This is a genomic window from Streptomyces gilvosporeus (assembly GCF_002082195.1).
Taxonomy (GTDB): Bacteria; Actinomycetota; Actinomycetes; order Streptomycetales; family Streptomycetaceae; genus Streptomyces; species Streptomyces gilvosporeus.
In genome coordinates this window covers 2,769,431-2,794,776 of the sequence record NZ_CP020569.1, presented here as the reverse complement: position 1 = coordinate 2,794,776, position 25,346 = coordinate 2,769,431, and the positions used below count along the sequence as shown (strand labels likewise).

Below are 25,346 nucleotides of genomic sequence, written 5' to 3'. Positions count from 1 at the left end.
TCCCTTGCATGCCGGGAGTCTGCCATGGGCACGGCAGACTCCCGGGTCAAGATTTGGCATCGGCATCCGCTTCGGTGCCGGTGCCGGGGCGGCTCAGTGCTTGAGCTCCTTGTTCACCATCGAGTTGAACTGCGCCACGGTGGAGGGCGCCGCGACGCCCTGCGGCGTCTTGGTGCCGATCACGGTGTCGTTGACCTTGATGGTCGGCGTGCTGGTGACGTCCTTGTGCGAGTTGAAGTCGTCGGACATCGCCAGCGCCCACCGGTCGTAGGTGCCGGACTTGACGTTCTTCTGGAAGGCCGCGTTGCCCTTGAGCGCCGGGATGGTGTTCGCGACCTTGATCAGGTAGCTGTCGTCGGCGAACTTGTCCGGGCCGGTCTCCTCCGGGTGGTACTGCTTCGAGTACAGCGCGTACTTGTACTTCAGGAACGCGTCCGGGCTGACGTTGAGCGCGGCGCCCAGGGCGCTGAGCGCGTTCTTCGAGCCGGTGCCCTGGAGGTTGCCGTCCAGGAACGTCCCGATGTGGTACGACGCCTTGTACTTGCCGTCCTTGATGTCCTTCTCGACGGTCGCGCCGACGGTCTCCTCGAAGGCCGCGCAGCCCGGGCAGCGCGGGTCCTCGAAGAGGCTGACGGTGTTCTTGGCGTCCGGCTTGCCGATGACGACGGTGGTGCCGTTGGTGCCGGAGGTGTTGGCGGGCTTGACGAGCCGCTGCTTGGCGACCTTCGACCAGTCGGTGCCGCCGCCCGAGGAGACGCTGCCGGAGCCGCCGCCGGCGTTGGCGACCGCCAGCCCGATTCCGCCGGCCACCGCCAGCACGCCGACGACCGCGCCGCCGACGATCAGCTGCCGCTTCGTCTTGTCCTTCTTCGCCTGCCGCTCACGCTCGGCGCGCAGCCGCTCGCGGGCCGCCTGCTTGTTGGCCTGGTTGTTGCGATTGCTCATGACTGTTCCGCTCCGTCGAATCCGTCGAAGTCCGTGTAAGGGGTCCGTGCATCCCGGGCCGTGCCGGGGGAGTGCCTGAGGGCGGTGGGGGCGCCGGGCGTGGGCCTCAGGCGGCGAGGGCGCAGGGAGGCCCACGGCGTACGACGCAGTGCACGAGCAGCGGGACGGCGCGGGCGGGCCGCGCGGAGGGTACGGGGGCGGGCGCCGGGCGGTCCGGGGCGGCGGTGGCGCCGACGACCGCGACGGCGATCAGCAGCGGGCGGACGGCGCCGGCGGCCACCGCGCCGAGCAGCTGCGCCAGCGCGGCCTCGCCGCGGCGCAGCCAGGCCGCCGCCAGCAGCCCGGTCAGCAGATGGGCGGCGAGCAGCAGCCAGGGGGCGGCGGGGGCGGCGTCCGGGGACAGCCGCAGGAAGGGCGCGCCGACGGCGCCGCTGCCGCACAGCAGATCCATCCCCAGCGAGCGCAGCGGCCCGGTGACCGGGCCGCCGCCCTCCCCGTAACAAAGGTGCTGGCCGATGCTGAAGACCGTGTCGGCGGCCAGCTCCAGGGGGAGCAGCAGCGCGGCGATCCGCCAGTAGCCGCGCTCCCGCCCGGCCAGCGCATAGGCGAGGGCGAAAACGGTGGCGAAGAGCGCGGCGACGGTGGTCAGCGGCAGCTGCATACGGGACAGCAGCACATGGGACCCGGCGGACAGCGTCACACACAGCGCCGCGAAGAGCGCCGCGCGCAGTGCCCGCAGGGGTGCCGCCGAGATGTCCATGGCAGCGAGTGTGCCACGGGGGCCGTGAACGCGGAGCCAAGGGCACCCGAACCCGAAGAAATCTCACAAATCTCTCAGCAGGCTCACAGACCGGGGATCCGCCCGTTGCGGAAGAGGTCCACGAAGATCTGGTGGTCGGCGCGGGCGCGGGCCCCGTAGGAGTGCGCGAAGTCCACCAGGAGCGGTGCGAAGCCGTCCTCGTCGGCCGCGAGGGCGGCGTCGATGGCGCGCTCGGTGGAGAACGGCACCAGCGAGTGGCCGCTCTCGTCGTCCGCGGCGGCGTGCATGGTGGCCGTCGCCCGCCCGAGGTCGGCGACCACGGCGGCGATCTCCTCCAGGTCGTCGATGTCCGACCAGTCCAGATCGACGGCGTACGGGGAGATCTCGGCGACCAGCTGGCCGGCGCCGTCCAGCTCGGTCCAGCCCAGCCACGGGTCGGCGTGGTCCTGGAGGGCGCGCTGGGAGATCACCGTGCGGTGGCCCTCGTGCTGGAAGTAGCCGCGGACCGCGGGGTCGGCGATGTGCCGGGAGGCGGCCGGGGTCTGCGCCTGCTTCATGTAGATGACGACGTCGTTCTCCAGGGCGTCGCTGTGGCCCTCCAGCAGGATGTTGTACGAGGGCAGCCCGGCCGAGCCGATGCCGATGCCGCGGCGGCCGACGACGTCCTTGACCCGGTAGGAGTCCGGGCGGTCCAGGCTCGAATCCGGCAGCGTCTCCAGATAGCCGTCGAACGCGGCGAGGACCTTGTAGCGGGTGGCCGCGTCCAGTTCGACGCTGCCGCCGCCCTCGGCGAAGCGGCGTTCGAACTCGCGGATCTCGGTCATCGACTCCAGGAGCCCGAAGCGGGTCAGCGAGCGGGCGTCGCGCAGGGCGTCCAGCAGCGGGCCCTCGGCGGTGTCCAGGGTGAAGGGCGGCACGTCGTCGTCCTTGGCCCCGGAGGCCAGTGCGTGGATGCGGTCGCGGTAGGCGGCGGCGTAGACCCGCACCAGGCCGGTGATCTGCTCGTCGCTGAGCGCCTTGGCGTAGCCGATCAGCGCCACCGAGGCGGCGAAGCGCTTGAGGTCCCAGGTGAACGGGCCGACATACGCCTCGTCGAAGTCGTTGACGTTGAAGATCAGTCGGCCCGTGGAGTCCATGTAGGTGCCGAAGTTCTCGGCGTGCAGATCGCCGTGGATCCACACCCGGGCGGTGCGGTCGTCCAGGTAGGGACCGCTGTCCTTGCCGTCCTCCAGGTCCTTGTAGAACAGGCAGGCGGTGCCCCGGTAGAAGGCGAACGCCGAGGCGGCCATCTTCCGGAACTTGACGCGGAAGGCCGCCGGGTCGGCGGCGAGCAGCTCTCCGAAGGCGGTGTCGAAGACGGCGAGGATCTCCTCGCCGCGCTGGGCGGCGTCCGGTGCCGGGGCGTGCGGGGACGGCATCGCTGGGTGCCTCCTGATGTGCGGGAGATGAGCGGAAGAGGGGTAAGCGGATCCATGACGGATTGCGATCGATGAGTGTCCGCGATTGTTCGTTATGGATCTGCGAATGACAACGGGCGAGGCTACTCGGGAGTGCCCCGTATCGATCACTCGGGAGCCGTCGATTGTCGGCGCGGAGTCGTAGACTTCGAGACCGCCGTACCGTTCCTCTGGAGGTCCCTCGCCGTGGCCAAGCCGCCCTTCACGCACCTGCACGTCCACACCCAGTACTCGCTGCTGGACGGTGCGGCGCGGCTGAGCGACATGTTCACGGCGGCCAACGACATGGGCATGACGCATATCGCCATGTCCGACCACGGCAACCTCCACGGCGCCTACGACTTCTTCCATTCGGCGAAGAAGGCCGGCGTGACCCCGATCATCGGCATCGAGGCCTATGTGGCCCCCGAGTCGCGCCGCAACAAGCGCAAGATCCAGTGGGGTCAGCCGCACCAGAAGCGCGACGACGTCTCCGGCTCCGGCGGTTACACCCACAAGACCATCTGGGCGGCGAACAAAACCGGACTGCACAACCTCTTCCGGCTCTCCTCGGACGCCTACGCCGAGGGCTGGCTCCAGAAGTGGCCCCGGATGGACAAGGAGACCATCTCCCAGTGGTCGGAGGGCCTGATCGCCTCCACCGGCTGCCCCTCCGGCGAGCTCCAGACCCGGCTGCGCCTGGGCCAGTACGACGAGGCCCTGAAGTCCGCCGCCGAGTACCAGGACATCTTCGGCAAGGACCGGTACTTCCTGGAGCTGATGGACCACGGCATCGAGATCGAGCGCCGGGTCCGCGACGGCCTGCTGGAGATCGGCAAGAAGCTCGGCATCCCGCCACTGGTCACCAACGACTCGCACTACACCTACGCCCACGAGTCGGCGGCGCACGACGCCCTGCTGTGCATCCAGACCGGTAAGAACCTCTCGGACCCGGGCCGCTTCCGCTTCGACGGCACCGGCTACTACCTCAAGTCCACCGAGGAGATGTACGCCATCGACTCCTCGGACGCCTGGCAGCTGGGCTGCGACAACACCCGCCTGGTCGCCGACCAGATCGATGTCTCCGGGATGTTCGAAAAGCGCGACCTGATGCCCAAGTTCGAGATCCCGGAGGAGGGCTACACCGAGGTCACCTGGTTCAAGGAGGAAGTGCGCCGCGGCATGAACCGCCGCTTCCCCGGCGGCGTCCCCGAAGACCGCCAGCGCCAGGCCGAGTACGAGATGGACGTCATCATCCAGATGGGGTTCCCCGGCTACTTCCTCGTCGTCGCCGACTTCATCATGTGGGCCAAGAACAACGGCATCGCGGTCGGCCCCGGCCGTGGCTCCGCGGCCGGTTCGATCGTCGCGTACGCCATGGGCATCACCGACCTCGACCCGATCGAGCACGGGCTGATCTTCGAGCGGTTCCTCAACCCCGAGCGCGTCTCCATGCCCGATGTCGACATCGACTTCGACGAGCGCAGGCGCGTCGAAGTCATCCGGTACGTCACGGAGAAGTACGGCGCCGACAAGGTCGCCATGATCGGCACCTACGGCAAGATCAAGGCCAAGAACGCCATCAAGGACTCCGCCCGCGTACTGGGCTACCCGTACGCGATGGGCGACCGCCTCACCAAGGCCATGCCCGCCGACGTCCTGGGCAAGGGCATCGACCTCTCCGGCATCACGGACCCCAAGCACCCCCGCTACAGCGAGGCCGGCGAGATCCGGGGGATGTACGAGAACGAACCGGACGTGAAGAAGGTCATCGACACCGCCAAGGGCGTCGAGGGCCTGGTGCGCCAGATGGGCGTGCACGCGGCCGGCGTGATCATGTCCAGCGAGCCCATCGTCGACCACGCCCCGGTCTGGGTCCGGCACACCGACGGCGTGACCATCACGCAGTGGGACTACCCCCAGTGCGAATCGCTCGGCCTGCTGAAGATGGACTTCCTGGGCCTGCGCAACCTCACCATCATGGACGACGCCGTCAAGATGGTGAAGAAGAACAAGGGCGTCGACCTGGAGCTGCTGTCCGTACCGCTCGACGACCCCAAGACCTTCGAGCTGCTGTGCCGCGGTGACACCCTGGGCGTCTTCCAGTTCGACGGCGGCCCGATGCGGTCGCTGCTGCGCCAGATGCAGCCCGACAACTTCGAGGACATTTCCGCCGTCTCGGCCCTCTACCGGCCGGGCCCGATGGGCATGAACTCGCATATCAACTACGCCGAGCGCAAGAACGGCCGCCAGGAGATCACCCCGATCCACCCGGAGCTGGAAGAGCCGCTCAAGGAGACCCTCGGCCTGACGTACGGCCTGATCGTCTACCAGGAGCAGGTGCAGAAGGCCGCCCAGATCGTCGCCGGGTACTCGCTGGGCGAAGCCGACATCCTGCGCCGCGTCATGGGCAAGAAGAAGCCCGAGGAACTGGCGAAGAACTTCGTGCTCTTCCAGGAGGGCGCGAAGAAGAAGGGCTTCTCCGACCAGGCCATCCAGGCCCTGTGGGACGTCCTGGTCCCCTTCGCCGGCTACGCCTTCAACAAGGCGCACTCCTCCGCGTACGGCCTGGTCACCTACTGGACCGCCTACCTCAAGGCGAACTACCCGGCCGAGTACATGTCCGCGCTGCTCACCTCGGTCCGCGACGACAAGGACAAGTCCGCGGTCTATCTCAACGAGTGCCGCAAGATGGGCATCAAGGTGCTGCCGCCGAACGTCAACGAATCCGAGGCCAACTTCGCGGCCCAGGGCGACGACGTCATCCTCTTCGGCCTGACCGCGGTCCGCAACGTCGGCCAGAACGTGGTCGACTCGATCATCCGCTGCCGCAAGGCGAAGGGGAAGTACTCCTCCTTCCCCGACTACCTCGACAAGGTCGACGCGGTCGTCTGCAACAAGCGCACCACCGAATCGCTGATCAAGGCCGGCGCCTTCGACGAGCTGGGGCACACCCGCAAGGGTCTGATGGCGCACTACGAGCCGATGATCGACAACGTGGTGCAGGTCAAGCGCAAGGAGGCCGAGGGGCAGTTCGACCTCTTCGGTGGGATGGGCGACGATGCCGCGGACGACGGCCCCGGCTTCGGTCTGGACATCGAGTTCTCCGATGTCGAATGGGACAAGACCTATCTCCTGGCCCAGGAGCGGGAGATGCTCGGTCTCTACGTCTCCGACCACCCGCTCTTCGGCCTCGAACACGTCCTGAGCGACAAGGCGGACGCCGCCATCGCCCAGTTGACCGGCGGCGACTACTCCGACGGCTCCATCGTCACCATCGGCGGCATCATCTCGGGCCTCCAGCGCAAGATGACCAAACAGGGCAACGCCTGGGCCATCGCCACCGTGGAGGATCTGGCCGGCTCCCTGGACTGCATGTTCTTCCCCGCGACCTATCAGCTGGTGTCCACCCAGCTCGTCGAGGACACCATCGTCTTCGTCAAGGGCCGCCTCGACAAGCGCGAGGACGTCCCGCGGCTGGTGGCCATGGAGATGATGGTCCCCGACCTGTCGGAGGCGGGCGCCAACGCCCCGGTGACGATCACCATCCCCACGGTCAAGGTCACCCCGCCGATGGTCGAGAAGCTCGGCGAGGTGCTCAGCAGCCACCGCGGTTCGACGGAGGTCCGCATCAAGCTCCTGGGCGCCCGCAAGACGACCGTGCTGCGCCTGGACCGCCACCGGGTCACCGCCGACCCGTCCCTCTTCGGCGATCTGAAGGTGCTGCTCGGCCCGTCCTGCCTGGCGGGCTGAGCCGGGGGGCCGGGCAGGACCGCGTCATACCGCGCCGAGGGGCGCGCCCGCAGCCGGGCGCGCCCCTCAACTCATGCTCGGATCGCGTCAGTTGTGGCCGAACCGCCGCTGATGCTTACGGGCGACATCGGCGGGGCTGCCCTGGGCGTGCTGCGGGGTCTGGGAGATGGCCTCGATGGTCGATTTCTCGGCCTGCTGCTGACCGTGTTCGGCCGGACTGGACTTCTGCTGCTTGCGTTCCTTCTTGCTCTTGGCCATGGCCGTGCCTCCTGAGGGGGATCCTGGATCGGGGCCGGGATCAGAGTTACACGTCACGACAAAAGCCGCATTTCGGGCAATTACTGTGCGTGAGAAGGAGCGTGGGGCGCGGTATCCCGCCGATGCTCACGACACGCACCGAACTTCCCCTCCGAATCCGCCACGCCGATGATCCAGACGGGGCAGATAACCCCCGTACGGTCGGGCAGACTCGAGGGAAAGCCGAAGAGAACTCGTGCCACGGGCCGAGCCGGGGGGCGTCCGGACTTCAGCACCTCAGGGAAGAGGGTGGAACGTGGATCGCTGCGTCGTCCTGGTGGACGCCGGTTATTTGCTGGGCGCCGCCGCGAGTCTGCTCGCGGGAGAGCCCGCCCGCGCCCGGATCACCGTCGATCACACCGCCCTCATCCAGGGCCTGCGCCAGCGCGCCGAGGCCGATACGGAACGGCCCCTGCTGCGCATCTACTGGTTCGACGGCGCCCCCGACCGCGTCCCCCAGCCCGAACACCGCAGACTGCGCGTGATGCCCCGGGTCACCGTCCGGCTGGGCGCCCTGACCCGCAGCGACGGCCGCTGGGCGCAGAAGGGCGTGGACGCCGCCATGCACGCCGAGCTGACCGAGCTCGCCCGCAACCGCGCCTGCTCCGACATCGTCCTGGTCACCGGCGACGGCGATCTGCTGCCCGGACTGATGTCGGCCAAGGAACACGGTGTGGCCGTCCACCTGTGGGCCGTCCAGGCCGCCGACGGCGACTACAACCAGTCCGAGGACCTGGTCGCCGAGGCCGACGAGCGACGGGTGCTGGACCGGACCTGGATCACCCGCGCGGTACGCGCCAAGGAGCTCGGCGGGCCCTGCGCCACGCCGCCCGCCCCGCGCCCCGAGATCGCCGCCATCCTCTCCGCCCCGCTGCCCGAGTCCGCCGTCGCCGCGGCCGCGGCGGCCGCCGCCGGCGCGGACTCCGACGGCCCCGAACGCGGCGGCAGCAACGGCACCGCCCGCCCCGCCGCCGACGGCCGCGACGACGCGAACGCCGGCCCGTCCGCCGCCGGATCCTCCCGCGTCGTGCCCACCCCCAAGGACCTCGCCGGCCTCGGCCGCACCCACGCCGCACCCCAGGGCACCGGCAACGGGAACGGCAGCCAGGTGCCCGCCCCCTCCGCCACCCTGCGCTGGTCCTCCGACAAGGGCTGGGCCGAACGCGGCCCCGTCGGCGAACCGTCCGAGACCGCCTCCCTGCCCACCCTCGCCCAGCTCACCAGCGCCGAACAGCGCTGGGCCGACCGCGAGGAGGACATCACCGCCGTCAGCGGCGACCCCTTCGAGGTCGGCCAGGTCTTCGCCCGCCGCTGGACCGACCGGCTCACCGACACCGCCCACCTCCAGCAGCTCTCCACCGAGTACCCCCGCATCCCGCACCGCATCGACGGCGAACTGCTGCGCTACGCCGCCCGCTTCGGCCTGCTCGCCCACAAGGACGACCAGATCGACGAACACGACCGCTACGCCATCCGGGCCGGATTCTGGCGCGAAGTCGATCTGCGCACGGCGGCCGAACACGCACCGGCCGGGGACTGACGTCCCCGGGGCTCCCCGCCCGTGCCGCCCCGCGGACCGGGGCCTTCCGCGGGCCGCGTACCCTCGTAGCTCGTGAGGACGGGCGCAAAACAGGTGGACCGCGGCGCGGCGGCATGCGCGGTGCGGGACCTGGTCAAGACCTACCCGGCGGCGCGCGGACGGCGCGGGGCGGACCGGGGGGCCGCCGTGCGCGCCAGCGACGGCATCAGCCTGGACGTACGGCGTGGCGAGATCTTCGGGCTGCTCGGCCCCAACGGCGCCGGCAAGTCCACCCTGGTACGCCAGCTGACCGGACTGCTGCGCCCCGACTCCGGCACCATCCGCGTCCTCGGCCACGACCTCGTACGCCACCCCGAACGCGCCGCCCGGCTGCTGGGCTATCTCGGCCAGGAGTCCACCGCCCTGGACGAGATGACCGTCGCGCTCGCCGTGGAGACCACCGGGCGGCTGCGCGGCCTGGACGCCGCCGGGGCCCGCCGCGAACGCGATGCGGTGCTCACCGAACTGGGCCTGACCGGCATCGCCGCCCGCCCCCTCAAGAAGCTCTCCGGCGGCCAGCGCCGGCTGGCGTGCTTCGCGACCGTACTGATCGGCGAGCGGCCGCTGCTGGTCCTGGACGAGCCGACCACCGGGATGGACCCGGTCGCGCGGCGCGCCGTATGGGCCGCGGTCGACCGCCGTCGCGCCGAGCGGGGCGCCACCGTCCTCCTGGTCACCCATAACGTCCTGGAGGCCGAGAGCGTGCTCGACCGGGTCGCGGTGCTCGACCGGGGCCGGGTCATCGCCTGCGACACACCCGGTGGCCTGAAGGAACGCCTCGCCGACGAGGTCCGCCTCGAACTGGTCTGGCGCGACCGGCCGCCCCTGGACGTCGCCGAGGTCGCCGCCCTGCGCCCGGCCGCCCAGATCTCCGGCCGCCGCTGGACCCTGCGCCTGCCGGCCGACCGGGCCCGCGCCGCGGTGTCGGCCGTGACCACCGGCCCCGCCTTCGCCGCCCTGGACGACTTCACCTTCGCCACGCCGAGCCTGGAGGACGTCTATCTCTCCCTCGGCGGCCGCAGCCGGGGGCTGGTCAAGGCATGAAGGGGCTGGTCACGTCATGAAGGGACGCACGGCGACGGGGGCGGCCAAGGGGGACGGCGCAGAGCACGAGCACCAAGAAGGGCTGGATGACGGCGTGAACGTGGTTCCCCCGCAGGCCGCGGCCGCGGCCTCCCCGGGCACCGGAGCGTGGCCCGACGACGAACCGGTCGCCCCGCTGGCGCCCCGCGCCCGGCTGCTGCCCGCGCTCGGCGCCGTCTACCGCGCCCAGCTCTCCCGCGCCAAGGTCGCCCGGATCCCGCTGCTGTTCGTCGCCACCTTCCAGTCCGTCGGCATCATGATCATGATGCGCGGGGTGGTCGACGGCGGCACCGAGGCCCGTTTCGTGGTCTCCGGCGCCAGCGTGCTGGTCGTCGCCTTCGTCGCGCTCAACCTCCTCGCCCAGTACTTCGGGCAGCTGAGGGCCGGCGGCGGACTCGACCACTACGCCACGCTGCCGGTGCCGCCGGCCGCCGTGGTGCTGGGCGCGGCCGCCGCCTACGCCTCGTTCACCGTTCCCGGCGCCGTGGCCACCGCCCTGGCCGGCGGCGTCCTCTTTCGGCTGCCGATGGCGCATCTGTGGGTGCTGGCCGCGGTGATCCCGCTCTCCGGTGCCGCGCTCTCCGGGCTGGGCGCCGCCCTCGGACTGCTCGCCCCCCGCCAGGAGATCGCCACGCTCTGCGGCCAGCTGGGCATGTCGGCCGCGCTGCTGCTCGGCGTCCTGCCGCCCGGCGGGATGCCCACGGTGATCGACTACGCCCGCGATCTGCTGCCCTCCACCTACGGGGTGGAGGCGCTCACCCGCAGCTTCGCGGCCCGCCCCGACTGGCTGATGGTCGGCGCCGACCTGGGTGTCTGCGCCGCCGTCGGCGTCCTCTCGCTCACCGCCGCGACCTGGGCGTACCGCCGCGCCGCTGCCCGCTGAGGGCGGCCCGCGCGCCCCACAGGTCTCTCTCCTTCCTGCCCCACCCGCCTCCCCTCTTCACGCCCCACCCACCTCCCCCTCCCGCCCCGGCGCGCCGACCTGGCACGATGACGGGGTGACCGCACCGCTGACGCCACGCAACAACCAGCCGCCGAACGAGCCGCCGCACCACGGCCGGCCAAGCGCCGACGACGTGCCCAGCCCCTGGGCCGTGCCCGCCACCGACCACGGGGCCACGGCCGAGGACGGCGGCCCCGGGCTCGCCCGCGAACTGCGCGAGGCCGCGCTGATCGCGCTCGTCGTCGCGCTGTGCGGCCTGCTGCTCGGCGCGCTGTGGAACTGGCTCGCCCCGCACACCCCGCTGATCTCCGACACCAAGGCCGTCTACCTCAAGAACACCGAGGGCGAGGAGGCCATCGCCGCCGACGGCACCTTCATCCTGCTCTCGCTGGCCCTCGGCGTGCTCACCGCCGCGGCGGTCTTCCTCCTCCGCCGCCGCGGCGGCGTTCCGCTGGTGGTGGCGCTGGCCCTCGGCGGCCTCCTCGGCGCGCTGCTGGGCTGGCGGATGGGCATGTGGCTGGGCCCCACCGTCGATGTCGCCGCCCACGCCAAGCAGGTCGGCCCCGGAGTCACCTTCGACGGCCCGCTCCTGCTGGGCATGAAGGGCGCGCTGCTGGCCTGGCCGGTCGCCGCGACGCTGACCCACCTCGTGCTGACCGCCCTGTTCGGCCCGGCCGACCCGCAGCCGGCCGTGTACTGGCCCGCGGCGGAGGGCACCCCGGCACCGGACGGCCCGCCCCCGTCGGCCGGCGGTCCGGCGTCCGACGGGCAGGAGCGTCCGGCACCGGACGAGCGGCAACGGCCCGGGGACGAGCGGCCGCCGGCCTCCTAAGGGAGGCGGGCGATCGGTGCGAGCAGGGCACCCGTGAGCGTCACCAGGTCCGCGGGTGCCAGCTCGACCTCCAGACCGCGCCGGCCCGCCGAGACGCACACCGTCTCCCGGCCCTCCGCCGAGGTGTCCACGACCGTCCGCAGCCGCTTGCGCTGGCCGAGCGGTGAGATGCCGCCGCGGACGTAGCCCGTGGCCCGCTCGGCCGCCACCGGGTCCGCCATCGCGGCCCGCTTGCCGCCCACCGCCGCCGCCAGCGCCTTGAGGTCCAGCGAACCGGACACCGGCACCACGGCCACCGTCAGCGCCCCGTCCACCTCCGCCAGCAGCGTCTTGAACACCTGGTCCGGCGACACCCCGAGCGCCTCGGCGGCCTCCTCGCCGTAGGAGGCGACGGCCGGGTCGTGTGCGTAGGAGTGGGTGGTGAAGGCGACGCCCGCCTCGGTGAGGGCCACCGTCGCGGGGGTGCCCACGGATTTCCTGGACTTCTTCGCCAACGTCTTCGTGCCTCGCGTTCGTGCTGCGCGTCCGTGCCGCTCGTTCGTGCCCCGCGTCGGGCGGATCTGCCGGTCCGGGCGGTCAGTTGGGGCTGGTCGGCTGCCGGGTCAGGTCCACCGCCGGCAGCGACGGGAGCTTACCGAGCAGCGCCGACTCCTGGCGCAGCAGCGTCAGCTCCTGGCCGAGCCGGTCCGCGGTGTCGGGCGCCTCCAGCAGCCGCTGCTTGGCGGGCACGTCCAGCACGGCCGCGGCGGCGACCAGATACGACAGCACCGACGGGTCGGCCGGCAGCTCCTGGCCGCTGGAGATCGTCCGCTCGTTCGCCCAGGCCAGCCGCTTCTGGTAGGTACGGAAGGCCCGTACGACCCCGGAGGCCAGCGCGCCCGCGCCCTCGCCGGGGTCCTCCTCCAGCTCCTCCGTCTCGGCCGTCAGATACGGCCCGGAGGCGTCCACCGACCGCAGCCGGAAACGGGTGGTGCCGGTGGCCAGCACCTCGTAGCCGGCGTCCGGGCCGGGCGACTTGGCGCGGATGGTGGCCGCGTCCGCGACACAGCCCACCGTGTGGAACGCCTGCATCGGGTCGTCCCCGAAACCGGCCGCGGGTCCTTCGGCCGTCGGCATCGTGGCGTCCGGCATGCCCTGCGCCGTCGGGGCGACCTCCCGGCCGTCCCGGATCGCGACCACCGCGAAGTGGCGCTCGTCCTCGGGCCGCTCGGCCAGATCGCGCATCATCGCTCGGTACCGCGCCTCGAAGACGTTCAGCGGGAGAACGAGCCCCGGGAACAGCACCGAGTTGAGCGGGAAGAGCGGCAGGCGCAGGGAGGTCACGGGCCGTAGCCTAATGCCCCACGTTTTCGAGTCCCACGCCGCGGTTTCACTGCCGCCGCAACAACCGCGAGGCCCCCGCCGCCACCGTCGTGGCCAGTACCCAGCCCAGCAGGATCATCACGGCCGCCACCCACTGCGCGCCGCCGCCCGGTTTCCACGCCGAGCCCTGGTTGAGGTCGATCACCGGGAGGAGGAGATCGAGGGAGTAGAGATACGGGTTCCAGGGCGGGGCCTCGCCCTGTTTGAGCGGCGGCGGGGGGTACTCGGAGAAGTAGAGGGTGCCGATGGCCCAGAGGATGGCCATCCAGACCGCGGCCCGCCCGGGACGGTAGCCGTACGCCACCGTCCAGTCCTGGAGGAAACCCCACGTCTTCGCCGCCAGCGGCAGCGTCTCGCGGCGCCGCCGCTGCTTGGCCAGCAGCACCTCGCGGGCGTCGGCGTCCTCCCCGCTGGCGCGCAGCGAGGCGGCCAGCATCTCGTACGGTTCGGGCGCGTACTCCGGAGTCGCCGCGGCCACCCACTGGAGCCGCAGCGCCAGCGGGAAATGGCCGCGCGGGATCAGCGTCTCGTAGGCGAAGCCGGCCATCCACAGCCCGCCCAGCCCCGGCCAGCTGGCCGATTTGTCGACGAGGTTGACCACCCGGGCACCGGAGAGGATCACCCGCCCGCGCTGCGGCCGCTCGCACAGGAACCGCAGCTCGGGCGTCTGGATGCGGCGCAGCGACAGCTCCTGGTCGGACTCCATCAGGAAGCGGGCGTGTTCGAGGTCGACGGCGTCGCCGAACCGCCCGTCGTCCAGCCGCATCCCGCCCTCGCATTCGAAGCGCTGCATCCGGGTGCCGCGCGTGGGGGTGACCGAGATGCCGTAGGGGGGAGTGGTGCCGCTGGAGAACGGGGAGTTCGCCAGGCCCGCGGCGGTCAGATACAGGGTGCGTTCCACGGTCAGCTGCGGGGCGTTCAGCGCGCGGCGGCCGAAGGGGTTGCTCAGCCGGCTGCCGCGCAGGCTCAGCGAGACGCCTATGGTGGCGCCGCGCAGCGAGAGCTCGCCGTAGGACTCCAGCATCTCGGCCTGGAGGTCCTGGGCGACGGTCAGGCCGTCCGCCATGATCGAGCGGCCCTGGCGGTCCTTGTGCGCCACGGCCTGGTTGAGCATCAGGTCGGTGCCTATGTGGGCGTCGGTGAGCCGGATGCCGTTCTGCACCACGCAGCGCGGCAGGTGCAGATCGCCCTCCGTCTGGAGCCGGGCGGCCTCCAGCCGGGGGATCGCGCAGTTCACCATCCGCAGGGTGGTGAACCGGCTCTCGGGCAGGACCACCTCGGCCTCGAACCGGCAGTCCCGCAGCTCCACGAATGGCTTGATCGTGCCGCCCGCAAGGTCGAGAGTGTCCGTGATGTACGCCCCCGTGAGCTTGAGCGCCGAGACCCGTCCGGGCTGCGCGGGCGGCCCGTCGAGCAGCAGCAGCGCCAGCACCCGGGCCCGTACCCGCCGCTCGGGGCCCCACAGATGCTGTCCGTGGGGATCGTCGCGGGCCGGGTCCCCGATGTGCAGATCGCAGGTACTGCCGTTGCGGAAGGACTGCCACATGCTCCATTCCGCCGACGTCAGCCGCAGGTCGGCGGGCGCGTCGCCGTCTGCCGGACCGGTCACCTGGATCCCCCTTTCCCTGCCCCCGTGCCTCGCGTGGTCATCGCGGACGTATCTCCTGTCTCCGTACGTCTCTCCGTACGCCTGTACGGACCCCTTGCCCGGCCGGTGACCGGTTGAACACGCGCAGTGAGGGGCAACTCCGGTCAACTTCCCGCGGCCGGTACCGGCCCTTGTGGCGGGCGTCCGGCCCGTGCCTGGCTGTGTATCACTGAGTGATACGGGCGGCCGGGCCCGAGATCGGGTCTGAGACACTGGGAGGGTGATCTCCCGAATCGATCTGCGCGGTGACGCCCTCCCCGAGGGCGGCGCCCTGCGCGACCTGCTGCCCCGTGCCGAGTTCGACGTGGAAGCCGCCCTGGAGAAGGTGCGGCCGATCTGCGAGGACGTACGCCATCGCGGCACCGCGGCGCTGATCGAGTACGCGCGGCGGTTCGACGGCGTCGAGATCGAGCGGGTGCGGGTCCCCGCCGAGGCGCTCACCAAGGCCCTCGACGAGCTGGATCCGGCCGTCCGCGCGGCCCTGGAGGAGTCCATCCGGCGCGCCCGGCTCGTCCACCGCGAGCAGCGCCGCACCGACCACACCACCAAGGTCGTCCCCGGCGGCACGGTCACCGAGCGCTGGGTCCCCGTCGAGCGGGTGGGTCTCTACGTCCCCGGCGGCCGGTCGGTCTATCCGTCCTCGGTCGTGATGAACGTCGTCCCCGCGCAGGAGGCCGGCGTCGAGTCGCTCGCCGTCACCTCCCCGCCCCAGGCCGACTTCGGGGGGCTGCCGCACCCGACGATCCTGGCGACCTGCGCGCTGCTCGGCGTGGACGAGGTCTACGCCGCCGGCGGCGCCCAGGCGATTGCGATGTTCGCCTACGGCACCGAGGAGTGCCTGCCCGCCAACCTCGTCACCGGCCCCGGAAACATCTATGTCGCCGCCGCCAAGCGCCTGCTCAAGGGCCGTATCGGCATCGACTCCGAGGCCGGCCCCACCGAGATCGCCATCCTCGCCGACGACACCGCCGACCCGGTCCACCTCGCCGCCGACCTGATCAGCCAGGCCGAGCACGACCCGATGGCCGCGGCCGTCCTGGTCACCGACTCCGTCGAGCTGGCCGACAAGACCGAGAAGGAGCTGGCGCCGCAGATCGCGGCCACCAAGCACGTCGAGGACCGCATCGTCCCGGCGCTCTCGGGCCGGCAGTCCGCCATCGTCCTGGTCGACGGCCTCGACGAGGGCCTGCGGGTCGTCGACGCCTACGGCGCCGAGCACCTGGAGATCCAGACCGCCGACGCCGCCGCCGTCGCCGCCCGGGTCCGCAACGCCGGCGCGGTCTTCGTCGGCCCCTACGCCCCGGTCTCGCTCGGCGACTACTGCGCCGGGTCCAACCACGTCCTGCCCACCGGCGGCTGCGCCTGCCACTCCTCGGGGCTGTCCGTGCAGTCCTTCCTGCGCGGCATCCATGTCGTGGACTACACCCGCGACGCGCTGGCCGAGGTCGCCCACCATGTGGTGACCCTCGCCGAGGCCGAGGACCTCCCGGCCCACGGCGCCGCGATCAAGGCCAGGTTCGACTGGAAGGTCCCGCAGAGCAAGTGAGCGAGCACGTGACCCGTATCGACGACCTCCCCATCCGGGACGAGCTGCGCGGCAAGTCCCCGTACGGCGCCCCGCAGTTGGACGTGCCGGTACGCCTGAACACCAACGAGAACCCCTACCCGCTGCCCGAACCGCTGGTGGCGCGGATCGCCGAGCGGGTGACCGAGGCGGCCCGCGAGCTCAACCGCTACCCCGACCGCGACGCGGTCGAACTGCGCACCGAGCTCGCCCGCTACCTCACCCGCACCGGCGGCCACCAGGTCACCAAGGACCAGGTCTGGGCCGCCAACGGTTCCAACGAGGTCCTCCAGCAGCTGCTCCAGACCTTCGGCGGACCCGGCCGCACCGCGATCGGCTTCGAGCCCTCGTACTCGATGCACGCGCTGATCGCCCGCGGCACGGGCACCGGCTGGATCTCCGGCCCGCGCAACGACGACTTCACCATCGACGTGGCGGCCGCCGAGCGGGCCATCGCCGAGCACCGCCCCCACGTCGTCTTCATCACCACCCCCAACAACCCCACCGGCAACGCCGTCCCCGCCGAGGCGGTCCTCGCCCTGTACGAGGCGGCCCAGGCGGCCCGGCCCTCGCTGGTGGTCGTGGACGAGGCGTACGTCGAGTTCAGCCACGGCGACTCGCTGCTGCCGCTGCTCGACGGACGCCCGCATCTGGTCATCTCCCGCACGATGTCCAAGGCGTTCGGCGCGGCCGGGCTGCGCCTGGGCTATCTCGCCGCCGACCCCGCGGTCGTCGACGCCGTCCAGCTCGTGCGGCTGCCCTACCACCTGTCGGCCGTCACCCAGGCCACCGCGCTCGCCGCGCTGGAGCACACCGACACCCTGCTCGGTTACGTCGACCAGCTCAAGAAGGAGCGCGACCGGCTGGTCGCCGAGCTGCGCGCGATGGGCTACGACGTGACGGAGTCCGACGCCAACTTCGTCCAGTTCGGCCGCTTCGAGGACGCCCACGCGGTCTGGCAGAAGATCCTCGACCGGGGCGTCCTGGTCCGGGACAACGGCGTACCGGGATGGCTGCGGGTGTCCGCCGGCACCCCGGCCGAGAACGACGCGTTCCTCGACGCGGTCCGAGATCTGAAGAAGGAGCTGAGCGCATGACTCGCGAGAGTCGCGTCGGAAGAATCGAGCGCATCACCAAGGAGACGTCCGTCCTCGTCGAGATCGACCTCGACGGCACCGGGCAGGTCGACGTGGCGACCGGCGTCGGCTTCTACGACCACATGCTCGACCAGCTCGGCCGGCACGGTCTGTTCGACCTCACCGTCAAGACCGACGGCGATCTGCACATCGACACCCACCACACCATCGAGGACACCGCCCTCGCGCTGGGTGCCGCCTTCAAGCAGGCCCTCGGCGACAAGGTCGGCATCTACCGCTTCGGCAACTGCACCGTCCCGCTGGACGAATCGCTCGCCCAGGTCACCGTCGACCTCTCCGGCCGGCCGTACCTGGTCCACACCGAGCCGGAGAACATGGCGCCGATGATCGGCACCTATGACACGACGATGACCCGGCACATCCTGGAGTCCTTCGTCGCGCAGGCGCAGATCGCCCTGCACGTCCACGTGCCCTACGGGCGCAACGCCCACCACATCGTGGAATGCCAGTTCAAGGCGCTGGCCCGGGCGCTGCGCTACGCCAGTGAGCACGACCCGCGGGCGGCCGGCATCCTCCCGTCCACCAAGGGAGCGCTGTAGTCACCGTGAACGGCCTGTCCACCGTCTTCATCCTGCTCGGGCTCTTCCTCCTCGGCGGCGTCTACTCCTTCTGGAAGCAGCAGCTGCCGAAGAGCATCATCACCGTGCTCGCCATCGGCTCCGCGCTGTGCCTGGCCGCCGGCGTGCTCCGGCTGGAGGTGTGGAATTGACCGCCGCATCCCGTAAGCGCGTCGTCGTCTTCGACTACGGCTTCGGCAACATCCGCTCCGCCGAACGCGCCCTCGCGCACGTCGGCGCGGACGTCGAGATCACCCGCGACTACGACACCGCCATGAACGCCGACGGCCTGCTCGTCCCCGGCGTCGGCGCCTTCGCCTCCTGCATGCGGGGTCTGCGCGAGGCCCGCGGCGACTGGATCGTGGGCCGCCGGCTGTCCGGCGGCCGCCCCGTGATGGGCATCTGCGTCGGTATGCAGATCCTCTTCGCCCGCGGCATCGAGCACGGCGTCGAGACCGAGGGCCTGGAGGAATGGCCCGGTACGGTCGGCCCGCTCAAGGCCGAGGTCGTCCCGCACATGGGCTGGAACACCGTCGAGGCCCCCGAGGGCTCGCGGCTCTTCGCCGGGATGCCCGCCGACGCCCGCTACTACTTCGTGCACTCCTACGCGGTGCACGACTGGGAGCTGGAGACCGGCAACCCGCATATCGCCGCGCCGAAGGTCACCTGGGCCGCGCACGGCGAGCGGTTCGTGGCGGCCGTCGAGAACGGCCCGCTGTGGGCCACCCAGTTCCACCCCGAGAAGTCCGGCGACGCCGGCGCCCAGCTCCTGACCAACTGGATCAACACCCTGTGAGCACCCTGATGCCGAAGCTCGAACTCCTCCCCGCCGTCGACGTCCGCGACGGCCAGGCCGTCCGCCTCGTCCACGGCGAGTCCGGCTCCGAGACCTCCTACGGCGACCCGCTCCAGGCGGCCCTCGCCTGGCAGCGGGCCGGCGCCGAATGGCTGCATCTCGTCGACCTGGACGCCGCCTTCGGCACCGGCGACAACCGCACCCAGATCGCGGAGGTCGCCCGCTCCATGGACATCAAGGTCGAGCTGTCCGGCGGCATCCGCGACGACGACTCGCTGACCGCCGCCCTGGCCACCGGCTGCACCCGCGTCAACATCGGCACCGCCGCCCTGGAGAACCCCGACTGGGTCGCCAAGATCATCGCCGAGCACGGCGACAAGATCGCGGTCGGCCTGGACGTGCGCGGCACGACGCTGCGCGGCCGCGGCTGGACCCGCGACGGCGGCGACCTCTACGAGACGCTGGCCCGCCTGGACTCCGAGGGCTGCGCCCGCTACGTCGTCACCGACATCAACAAGGACGGCACCCTCCAGGGCCCCAACCTCGACCTCCTGAAGAACGTCTGCGCGGCCACCGACCGCCCGGTCGTGGCCTCCGGCGGCGTTTCCTCCCTCGACGACCTGCGGGCGCTTGCAACGCTGGTGCCCGAAGGTGTGGAGGGCGCCATCGTCGGCAAGGCGCTCTACGCCAAGGCCTTCACCCTGGAAGAGGCCCTGGCGGCGGTGTCATAACCGTGACCTAACGGTGCAGCGAAAGGCGGCGTGATGACCATCGAACGCGTACGGACCGGCAGCCACTGGGAAGAGACCTTCGGGTCCGTCCGCGCGGTCGCCGCCGGCGACCGGGTCCTGGTCGCCGGCACCATGCCGCTTGCCGACGGAGTCCTCCAGGGCGAGGGCGACCCGTACGAGCAGACCAGGGCCGCCTTCGCCCATGCGCTGGCGGCCCTGACACCCTTCGGCCTGGACGCCTCGGCCGTGCTGCGCACCCGTATGTACCTGACCCATCTGCGCGATGTGGACGCCGCCGGCCGGGCCCACAAGGAGCTCTTCGGCGCGGCCCCGCCCGCCACGACCGTCGTCGTGGTCTCCGGCTTCGCCGACTCCCGCGTCCTGGTGGAAGTCGAGCTGGAAGCTTTCCGACAGCCGTCCGAACCCGCGGACCGGACACTCTTCAGAGAGGCCTGAACAGCAATGACCCTGGCGGTCCGAGTCATCCCTTGCCTGGACGTCGATGGCGGCCGGGTCGTCAAGGGCGTCAATTTCCAGAACCTGCGCGATGCGGGCGACCCCGTCGAGATGGCCAAGATCTACGGCGACGAGGGCGCCGACGAGCTGACCTTCCTCGACATCACCGCCTCCTCCGGCAACCGCGAGACCACCTACGACGTGGTCCGCCGCACCGCCGAACAGGTCTTCATCCCGCTCACCGTCGGCGGCGGCGTCCGCACCCCCGAGGACGTCGACAAGCTGCTGCGGGCCGGCGCCGACAAGGTGGGCGTCAACACCGCCGCCATCGCCCGCCCCGAGCTGATCCGCGAGATCGCCGAACGCTTCGGCAGCCAGGTGCTGGTGCTGTCCGTGGACGCCCGCCGCACCGACGCCGGCACCCCGTCCGGCTACGAGGTCACCACCCACGGCGGCCGCCGCGGCACCGGCATCGACGCCGTCGAATGGGCCCACCGCGCCGCCGAGTTGGGCGCCGGCGAGATCCTGCTGAACTCCATGGACGCGGACGGTACCAAGGACGGCTACGACACCGCGATGATCGAGGCCGTCCGCAAGCACGTCACCGTCCCGGTGATCGCCAGCGGCGGCGCCGGCAAACTGGAGGACTTCGCCCCGGCGGTGGCCGCGGGCGCGGACGCCGTCCTGGCCGCCTCCGTCTTCCACTTCGGCGATCTGCGCATCGGCCAGGTCAAGGACGCGCTGCGGGGGGCCGGGCACCCGGTGCGGTAGCCCGGTGCGGGCCCGGCGCGCGCCCCGCACCCGCCGCGGCGATCCCGGCCCGTACGCTCCGCCCATGAGTCGTGTCAATGATGTGGGTGGGCAGACCGGATTCGGCGCACTGCGGATCGAGGCGGACGAGCCGCCGTTCCACGCGGACTGGGAGGCGCGGGTCTTCGCGCTGAACTCCGTGCTGGTACGCAACGGCGTCTACCGCCTCGACGAGTTCCGGGACGCGGTCGAGCGGATGGACCCCCGGCAGTACCTGGCGACCTCGTACTACGAGCGGTGGCTGATCGCGATCGAGACGCTGCTCGCGGAGCGGAAGGTGCTCGCCGATGGGTGACTTCCGGGCCGGGGAGCGGGTCCGGGTGCGCGCCGGCGATCCCGCGGGGCACACCCGCGTGCCGCGCTATGTCCGCGGGCAGGTGGGGCGGATCGTCGAGTCGCAGGGCCGCTGGGCGCTCGCCGACGAGGTGGCCGCGGGCGTCGCCGAGCCGCGTGTCGAGGCGGTCTACACCGTGGCCTTCGCGGCGCGAGACCTGTGGGGCGAGGGAGACCACGAGGTCACGGTCGACCTGTGGGAGTCGTACATCGAGCGGGCACGGAGGGCCGAGGCATGAGCGAGGGACACCCGAGTACGCCGGTGGCGGCACGGGTCAGGCGGCTGGAGGAGCGGCTGATCGAGGCCCGTGTGGTCGAGGAGACCCAGCTGGACGCGGCGCTCGCGGCGATGCTCCAGGGGGCCTCGCCGCTCAACGGGGCGCGGATCGTGGCGCGGGCGTGGGCCGACGAGGACTTCCGGCGACGGCTGCTGGCCGATGCCAACGCCGTGCTGCCGGAGATCGGGCTCTCGATGGCGGGCGGCATCCAGGAGCAGCGGCTCAAGGTCGTCGAGAACACCGAGGCCGCCCACAACGTCATCGTGTGCACGCTGTGTTCCTGCTACCCGATCGGGCTGTTGGGGCCCTCGCCGTCCTGGTACAAGAGCGAGGCCTACCGCGCCCGCGTGGTGCGGGAACCGCGCGCGGTGCTGGCCGAGTTCGGGCTGGAGCTCCCCGAGGACACCGCGATCACGGTATGGGACTCGAGTGCGGAGAGCCGCTACCTGGTCCTGCCGCGGCGGCCCGAGGGCACCGGGGAGATGAGCGAGCCCGAGCTGGCCGCGCTCGTCACCCGGGAAGGGCTCATCGGAACCGCCGCGGTGTGACTCAGCGCCCCTTGCGCGCCGCCCGCACGAACTCGCGGTTCATCCGCGTGATGCTGAACAGCGGTATGCCCTTGGGGCAGGCCGTGGCGCACTCACCGGCCAGGGTGCAGCCGCCGAAGCCCTCGGCGTCCATCTGCTCCACCATGTCCAGCACCCGCGACTCGCGCTCGGGCGCGCCCTGCGGCAGGACGTTGAGATGGTTGACCTTCGCCGAGGTGAACAGCATCGCCGAACCGTTCGGGCAGGCCGCCACGCAGGCGCCGCAGCCGATGCACTCGGCGTGCTCGAAGGCCGCATCGGCGGCGGGTTTGGGCACCGCGGTGGCATGCGCCTCGGGAGCGGCGCCGGTCGGGGCGGTGATGTAGCCGCCGGACTGGATGATCCGGTCGAAGGCGCCGCGGTCCACCACCAGGTCCTTGACGACCGGGAACGCCGCGGCCCGCCACGGCTCGATGTCGATGGTGTCGCCGTCGGAGAACGCCCGCATGTGCAGCTGACAGGTCGTGGTCCGCTCCGGGCCGTGCGCCTCGCCGTTGATGACGAGGCTGCACGCACCGCAGATGCCCTCGCGGCAGTCGTGGTCGAAGGCGACCGGGTCTTCGCCGGAGAGGATCAGCGACTCGTTGAGGGTGTCGAGCATTTCCAGGAAGGACATGTCCTTCGCGATGCCGTCCACCTCGTAGGTGGACATCGTGCCGTCGGCGTCGGCGTTCTTCTGGCGCCAGACGCGCAGGGTGAGCCTCATGCGTAGCTCCGCTGGGTGGGGTGGACGTACTCGAAGACCAGGTCTTCCTTGTGGAGGGTGGGAGCGGCACCCGTGGCGGTGAACTCCCAGGCGGCCGCGTACGAGAACTCCTCGTCGCGGCGGGCGGCCTCGCCGTCCGGCGTCTGCGACTCCTCGCGGAAGTGGCCGCCGCAGGACTCGGCCCGGTGCAGCGCGTCGAGGCACATCAGCTCGGCGAGCTCCAGGTAGTCGACGATGCGGTTGGCCTTCTCCAGCGACTGGTTGAACTCTTCGCCGGTGCCCGGCACCTTGATCCGCCGCCAGAACTCCTCGCGGATCTCCGGGATACGGGCCAGCGCCTTGCGCAGTCCGGCGTCCGTGCGGGCCATCCCGCAGTACTCCCACATCAGTTCGCCGATCTCGCGGTGGAAGGAGTCGGGCGTACGGTCCCCGTCCACCGCCAGCAGCCGGGCCAGCCGCTCCTCGGTCTCCCGTACGGCCGCCACCGCCGCCGGATGACCGCCGTCGACCTCGTCCTGGTGGGGGTGCCGGGCCAGATAGTCGTTGATGGTCGAGGGCAGGACGAAATAGCCGTCGGCCAGGCCCTGCATCAGCGCGGAGGCCCCCAGGCGGTTGGCGCCGTGGTCGGAGAAGTTGGCCTCCCCGACGGCGAACAGGCCCGGGACGGTGGTCTGGAGGTCGTAGTCGACCCACAGCCCGCCCATCGTGTAGTGCACCGCCGGGTAGATCCGCATCGGCACCTCGTACGGATCCTCGTCCGTGATCCGGGCGTACATGTCGAAGAGGTTCCCGTACTTCGCCTCGACGGCCTTGCGGCCCATCCGCGCGATGGCATCGGCGAAGTCCAGATACACCCCCTGGCCGCCGGGCCCCACCCCGCGCCCCTCGTCACACACGTTCTTCGCCGCCCGGGAAGCGATGTCACGGGGCACGAGATTGCCGAACGACGGGTAGATGCGCTCCAGGTAGTAGTCGCGCTCGTCCTCCGGGATGTCCTTCGGGGAGCGCTCGTCGCCCTTCGCCTTCGGCACCCAGATCCGGCCGTCGTTGCGCAGCGACTCGCTCATCAGCGTCAGCTTGGACTGGTGGTCGCCGGTGCGCGGGATGCACGTCGGATGGATCTGGGTGAAGCAGGGGTTGGCGAAGTAGGCGCCGCGCCGGTGCGCCCGCCAGATGGCGGTCGCATTGGAGTTCATGGCGTTGGTGGAGAGGTAGAAGACGTTGCCGTAGCCGCCGGAGGCCAGGACGACCGCGTCCGCGAAGTAGGTGTCGATCCGGCCGGTGAGCAGATCGCGGGCGACGATGCCGCGGGCCCGCCCGTCGACGACGATCAGGTCGAGCATCTCGGTGCGCGGGTGCATCTCCACGGTGCCCGCGGCGATCTGCCTGCTGAGGGCCTGGTAGGCGCCGAGCAGCAGCTGCTGGCCCGTCTGGCCGCGGGCGTAGAACGTACGGGAGACCTGGACGCCGCCGAACGAGCGGGTGTCGAGCAGCCCGCCGTACTCCCGGGCGAACGGCACGCCCTGCGCCACACACTGGTCGATGATCTCGACGGAGACCTGCGCCAGCCGGTGGACGTTGGACTCGCGCGCCCGGAAGTCGCCGCCCTTGACGGTGTCGTAGAACAGCCGGTGGACGGAGTCGCCGTCGTTGCGGTAGTTCTTCGCCGCGTTGATCCCGCCCTGCGCGGCGATGGAGTGGGCCCGGCGCGGCGAGTCCTGATAGCAGAACTGCACCACGCGGTAGCCCTGTTCGGCGAGCGTGGCGCCGGCCGCGCCGCCCGCCAGGCCGGTGCCGACGACGATCACGGTGTGCTTGCGCCGGTTGGCCGGGTTGACCAGCTTGGCCTCGAAACGGCGGGTGTCCCAGCGCTCGGCGATCGGGCCCCCGGGGGCCTTGGTGTCGACGACCGGGTCGCCGGTCGGGTAGTCGGTGTACGAGGGGGAAGCAGGGGATGCGGTCACGTCAGCTCACCAATCCGGTCATGACGGCGACGGGTACCGAGATGAAGCCGGCCGTCAGCAGCAGCGCGAGGGCGTTGGCGGTGGTCTTCAGAACCCGGTCGCGGGCGGCGCTGCCCGCCCCGAGGGTCTGTGCGGCGCTCCAGAAGCCGTGCCGGACGTGGAGCCCCAGCGCGAGCATGGCGACGATGTAGATGACGTCGCCGTACCAGGTGGAGAAGGTGGCCACGACGTTGGCGTACGGGTGGCCGGGCGCGGCGTGCGGATTCACCGTCAGCGTCGTCAGGTCCAGGATGTGCCAGACGATGAACAGGCCGAGGATGACGCCGCCCCAGCGCATGGTGCGGGTGGCGTAACTCGCGCGGCGTCGCTTGTGTGCATAGGCGACCGGGCGGGCGGCGATGTCCCGGCGGCTGAGCTGGTACGCGGCCACGGCATGGGTGACGACGGCGGCGACCAGCACCACCCGCGCGATCCACAGGAACCACTCGTGGTGCAGGAACGGCTCGCCGATCGTGCGCAGCCAGGCGGCGTACCCGTCGAAGGTCCCGGCCCCGAAGAAGATCTTGAGGTTGCCCAGCATGTGGACGACCAGATACAGCAGCATCACGATGCCGCTGACGGCCATCGCCGTCTTCTTGCCGACGGTCGAGCCCCACAGGAGGCCGGCGAAGGACGGCCGTCGATCCGTCCGCGTGTCCAGTGCTGCCATGAGGCCGACGGTAAGGACGCAGCCGTCCATCAGTCCAAGACATGATCCGGCTGATCTCCA

At 71.2% G+C, this 25,346-nt stretch carries 26 protein-coding genes; 16 read left to right on the top strand and 10 right to left on the bottom strand.

Features of this window, described 5'->3' with window-relative positions:
• Window positions 1–93 precede the first annotated feature (93 nt).
• The 3 genes from B1H19_RS12255 to B1H19_RS12245 form a co-directional block, all read right to left on the bottom strand.
• Window positions 94–945, bottom strand: coding sequence for a thioredoxin domain-containing protein (locus B1H19_RS12255; protein ID WP_083104647.1), 852 nt, complete (start codon window positions 943–945; stop codon window positions 94–96).
• A 106-nt stretch (window positions 946–1,051) separates the two neighbouring features.
• Complete coding sequence (locus tag B1H19_RS12250) at window positions 1,052–1,705, bottom strand: hypothetical protein (protein WP_083104646.1); 654 nt, start codon at window positions 1,703–1,705, stop codon at window positions 1,052–1,054.
• A gap of 83 nt (window positions 1,706–1,788) precedes the next feature.
• Window positions 1,789–3,123 carry a DUF2252 domain-containing protein gene (locus tag B1H19_RS12245; protein ID WP_083104645.1) on the bottom strand — a complete coding sequence of 445 codons (1,335 nt, stop codon included), beginning with the start codon at window positions 3,121–3,123 and terminating at the stop codon, window positions 1,789–1,791.
• 225 nt (window positions 3,124–3,348) lie between these two features.
• Here B1H19_RS12245 and dnaE point away from each other — a divergent pair, with 225 nt between their 5' ends.
• Complete coding sequence (gene dnaE, locus B1H19_RS12240) at window positions 3,349–6,894, top strand: DNA polymerase III subunit alpha (protein WP_083104644.1); 3,546 nt, start codon at window positions 3,349–3,351, stop codon at window positions 6,892–6,894.
• An 87-nt stretch (window positions 6,895–6,981) separates the two neighbouring features.
• On the opposite strand, the gene B1H19_RS39245 is transcribed toward dnaE, so the two are convergent.
• Window positions 6,982–7,152, bottom strand: a complete 171-nt coding sequence (locus B1H19_RS39245; RefSeq protein ID WP_203237135.1) for a hypothetical protein — start codon at window positions 7,150–7,152, stop codon at window positions 6,982–6,984.
• 295 nt (window positions 7,153–7,447) lie between these two features.
• Between B1H19_RS39245 and B1H19_RS12235 the strand changes: the two genes are divergently transcribed.
• From B1H19_RS12235 to B1H19_RS12220, 4 genes are all read left to right on the top strand, one after another.
• Window positions 7,448–8,731, top strand: coding sequence for an NYN domain-containing protein (locus B1H19_RS12235; protein ID WP_083104643.1), 1,284 nt, complete (start codon window positions 7,448–7,450; stop codon window positions 8,729–8,731).
• A gap of 72 nt (window positions 8,732–8,803) precedes the next feature.
• Window positions 8,804–9,814 carry an ABC transporter ATP-binding protein gene (locus tag B1H19_RS12230; protein ID WP_418361443.1) on the top strand — a complete coding sequence of 337 codons (1,011 nt, stop codon included), beginning with the start codon at window positions 8,804–8,806 and terminating at the stop codon, window positions 9,812–9,814.
• Between the two features lie 16 nt (window positions 9,815–9,830).
• Window positions 9,831–10,736, top strand: a complete 906-nt coding sequence (locus B1H19_RS12225) for an ABC transporter permease (protein ID WP_083104641.1) — start codon at window positions 9,831–9,833, stop codon at window positions 10,734–10,736.
• Window positions 10,737–10,851: 115 nt separating this feature from the next.
• Window positions 10,852–11,628: an ABC transporter permease gene (locus B1H19_RS12220; protein ID WP_237289261.1), complete on the top strand. Its 777-nt coding sequence runs from the start codon at window positions 10,852–10,854 to the stop codon at window positions 11,626–11,628.
• Here the strand turns inward: B1H19_RS12220 and ybaK are convergent.
• The 3 genes from ybaK to B1H19_RS12205 all read right to left on the bottom strand — a co-directional run bounded on the left by ybaK (window position 11,625) and on the right by B1H19_RS12205 (window position 14,599).
• Complete coding sequence (gene ybaK / locus B1H19_RS12215) at window positions 11,625–12,122, bottom strand: Cys-tRNA(Pro) deacylase (protein WP_083104640.1); 498 nt, start codon at window positions 12,120–12,122, stop codon at window positions 11,625–11,627. The two genes, B1H19_RS12220 and ybaK, sit on opposite strands and share 4 nt — an antisense overlap.
• Window positions 12,123–12,204: 82 nt before the next feature.
• Window positions 12,205–12,951: an LON peptidase substrate-binding domain-containing protein gene (locus B1H19_RS12210; protein WP_083104639.1), complete on the bottom strand. Its 747-nt coding sequence runs from the start codon at window positions 12,949–12,951 to the stop codon at window positions 12,205–12,207.
• 46 nt (window positions 12,952–12,997) lie between these two features.
• Window positions 12,998–14,599, bottom strand: coding sequence for an oxidoreductase (locus B1H19_RS12205; RefSeq protein WP_083104638.1), 1,602 nt, complete (start codon window positions 14,597–14,599; stop codon window positions 12,998–13,000).
• A 259-nt stretch (window positions 14,600–14,858) separates the two neighbouring features.
• On the opposite strand from B1H19_RS12205, the gene hisD reads away from it, so the two are divergent.
• From hisD to B1H19_RS12155, 11 genes are all read left to right on the top strand, one after another.
• Complete coding sequence (hisD, locus tag B1H19_RS12200) at window positions 14,859–16,184, top strand: histidinol dehydrogenase (RefSeq protein ID WP_083104637.1); 1,326 nt, start codon at window positions 14,859–14,861, stop codon at window positions 16,182–16,184.
• Window positions 16,185–16,192: 8 nt separating this feature from the next.
• Complete coding sequence (locus B1H19_RS12195) at window positions 16,193–17,299, top strand: histidinol-phosphate transaminase (protein ID WP_418361511.1); 1,107 nt, start codon at window positions 16,193–16,195, stop codon at window positions 17,297–17,299.
• A complete protein-coding gene (gene hisB, locus B1H19_RS12190) occupies window positions 17,296–17,898 on the top strand; it encodes an imidazoleglycerol-phosphate dehydratase HisB (protein WP_083104635.1) in 603 nt (200 codons plus the stop codon). The genes B1H19_RS12195 and hisB overlap by 4 nt, the downstream gene beginning before the upstream one ends.
• Before the next feature lie 5 nt (window positions 17,899–17,903).
• A complete protein-coding gene (locus B1H19_RS39240; RefSeq protein WP_030068237.1) occupies window positions 17,904–18,068 on the top strand; it encodes a hypothetical protein in 165 nt (54 codons plus the stop codon).
• Window positions 18,065–18,712 (top strand): imidazole glycerol phosphate synthase subunit HisH, encoded by a 648-nt coding sequence (gene hisH / locus B1H19_RS12185; RefSeq protein WP_083104634.1) that lies wholly within the window; start codon window positions 18,065–18,067, stop codon window positions 18,710–18,712. The genes B1H19_RS39240 and hisH overlap by 4 nt, the downstream gene beginning before the upstream one ends.
• A gap of 8 nt (window positions 18,713–18,720) precedes the next feature.
• Complete coding sequence (gene priA, locus B1H19_RS12180) at window positions 18,721–19,443, top strand: bifunctional 1-(5-phosphoribosyl)-5-((5-phosphoribosylamino)methylideneamino)imidazole-4-carboxamide isomerase/phosphoribosylanthranilate isomerase PriA (protein WP_083109570.1); 723 nt, start codon at window positions 18,721–18,723, stop codon at window positions 19,441–19,443.
• A gap of 33 nt (window positions 19,444–19,476) precedes the next feature.
• Window positions 19,477–19,899 carry a Rid family hydrolase gene (locus tag B1H19_RS12175; RefSeq protein WP_083104633.1) on the top strand — a complete coding sequence of 141 codons (423 nt, stop codon included), beginning with the start codon at window positions 19,477–19,479 and terminating at the stop codon, window positions 19,897–19,899.
• A gap of 6 nt (window positions 19,900–19,905) precedes the next feature.
• The gene (gene hisF / locus B1H19_RS12170; RefSeq protein ID WP_083104632.1) at window positions 19,906–20,670 is read left to right on the top strand and encodes an imidazole glycerol phosphate synthase subunit HisF; all 765 of its coding nucleotides are present in this window, start codon (window positions 19,906–19,908) and stop codon (window positions 20,668–20,670) included.
• 64 nt (window positions 20,671–20,734) lie between these two features.
• Window positions 20,735–21,004: an SH3-like domain-containing protein gene (locus B1H19_RS40235; protein WP_083109569.1), complete on the top strand. Its 270-nt coding sequence runs from the start codon at window positions 20,735–20,737 to the stop codon at window positions 21,002–21,004.
• Window positions 20,997–21,281, top strand: a complete 285-nt coding sequence (locus tag B1H19_RS40230) for an SH3-like domain-containing protein (protein ID WP_083104631.1) — start codon at window positions 20,997–20,999, stop codon at window positions 21,279–21,281. Before B1H19_RS40235 ends, B1H19_RS40230 begins: the two co-directional genes overlap by 8 nt.
• Window positions 21,278–21,868, top strand: a complete 591-nt coding sequence (locus B1H19_RS12155) for a nitrile hydratase subunit alpha (protein ID WP_083104630.1) — start codon at window positions 21,278–21,280, stop codon at window positions 21,866–21,868. The genes B1H19_RS40230 and B1H19_RS12155 overlap by 4 nt, the downstream gene beginning before the upstream one ends.
• 1 nt (window position 21,869) lies before the next feature.
• Here B1H19_RS12155 and B1H19_RS12150 read toward each other — a convergent pair whose 3' ends face one another.
• The 3 genes from B1H19_RS12150 to B1H19_RS12140 are packed head-to-tail and all read right to left on the bottom strand — an operon-like array spanning window position 21,870 to window position 25,286.
• Window positions 21,870–22,613 (bottom strand): succinate dehydrogenase/fumarate reductase iron-sulfur subunit, encoded by a 744-nt coding sequence (locus B1H19_RS12150; RefSeq protein WP_083104629.1) that lies wholly within the window; start codon window positions 22,611–22,613, stop codon window positions 21,870–21,872.
• Entirely contained in the window at window positions 22,610–24,577 is a 1,968-nt protein-coding gene (locus B1H19_RS12145; RefSeq protein WP_083104628.1) for a fumarate reductase/succinate dehydrogenase flavoprotein subunit, read from the bottom strand. The genes B1H19_RS12150 and B1H19_RS12145 overlap by 4 nt, the downstream gene beginning before the upstream one ends.
• Before the next feature lies 1 nt (window position 24,578).
• On the bottom strand, window positions 24,579–25,286 hold the full coding sequence (locus B1H19_RS12140; RefSeq protein WP_083109568.1) for a succinate dehydrogenase cytochrome b subunit: 708 nt from the start codon (window positions 25,284–25,286) through the stop codon (window positions 24,579–24,581).
• Between the last annotated feature and the right edge of the window lie 60 nt (window positions 25,287–25,346).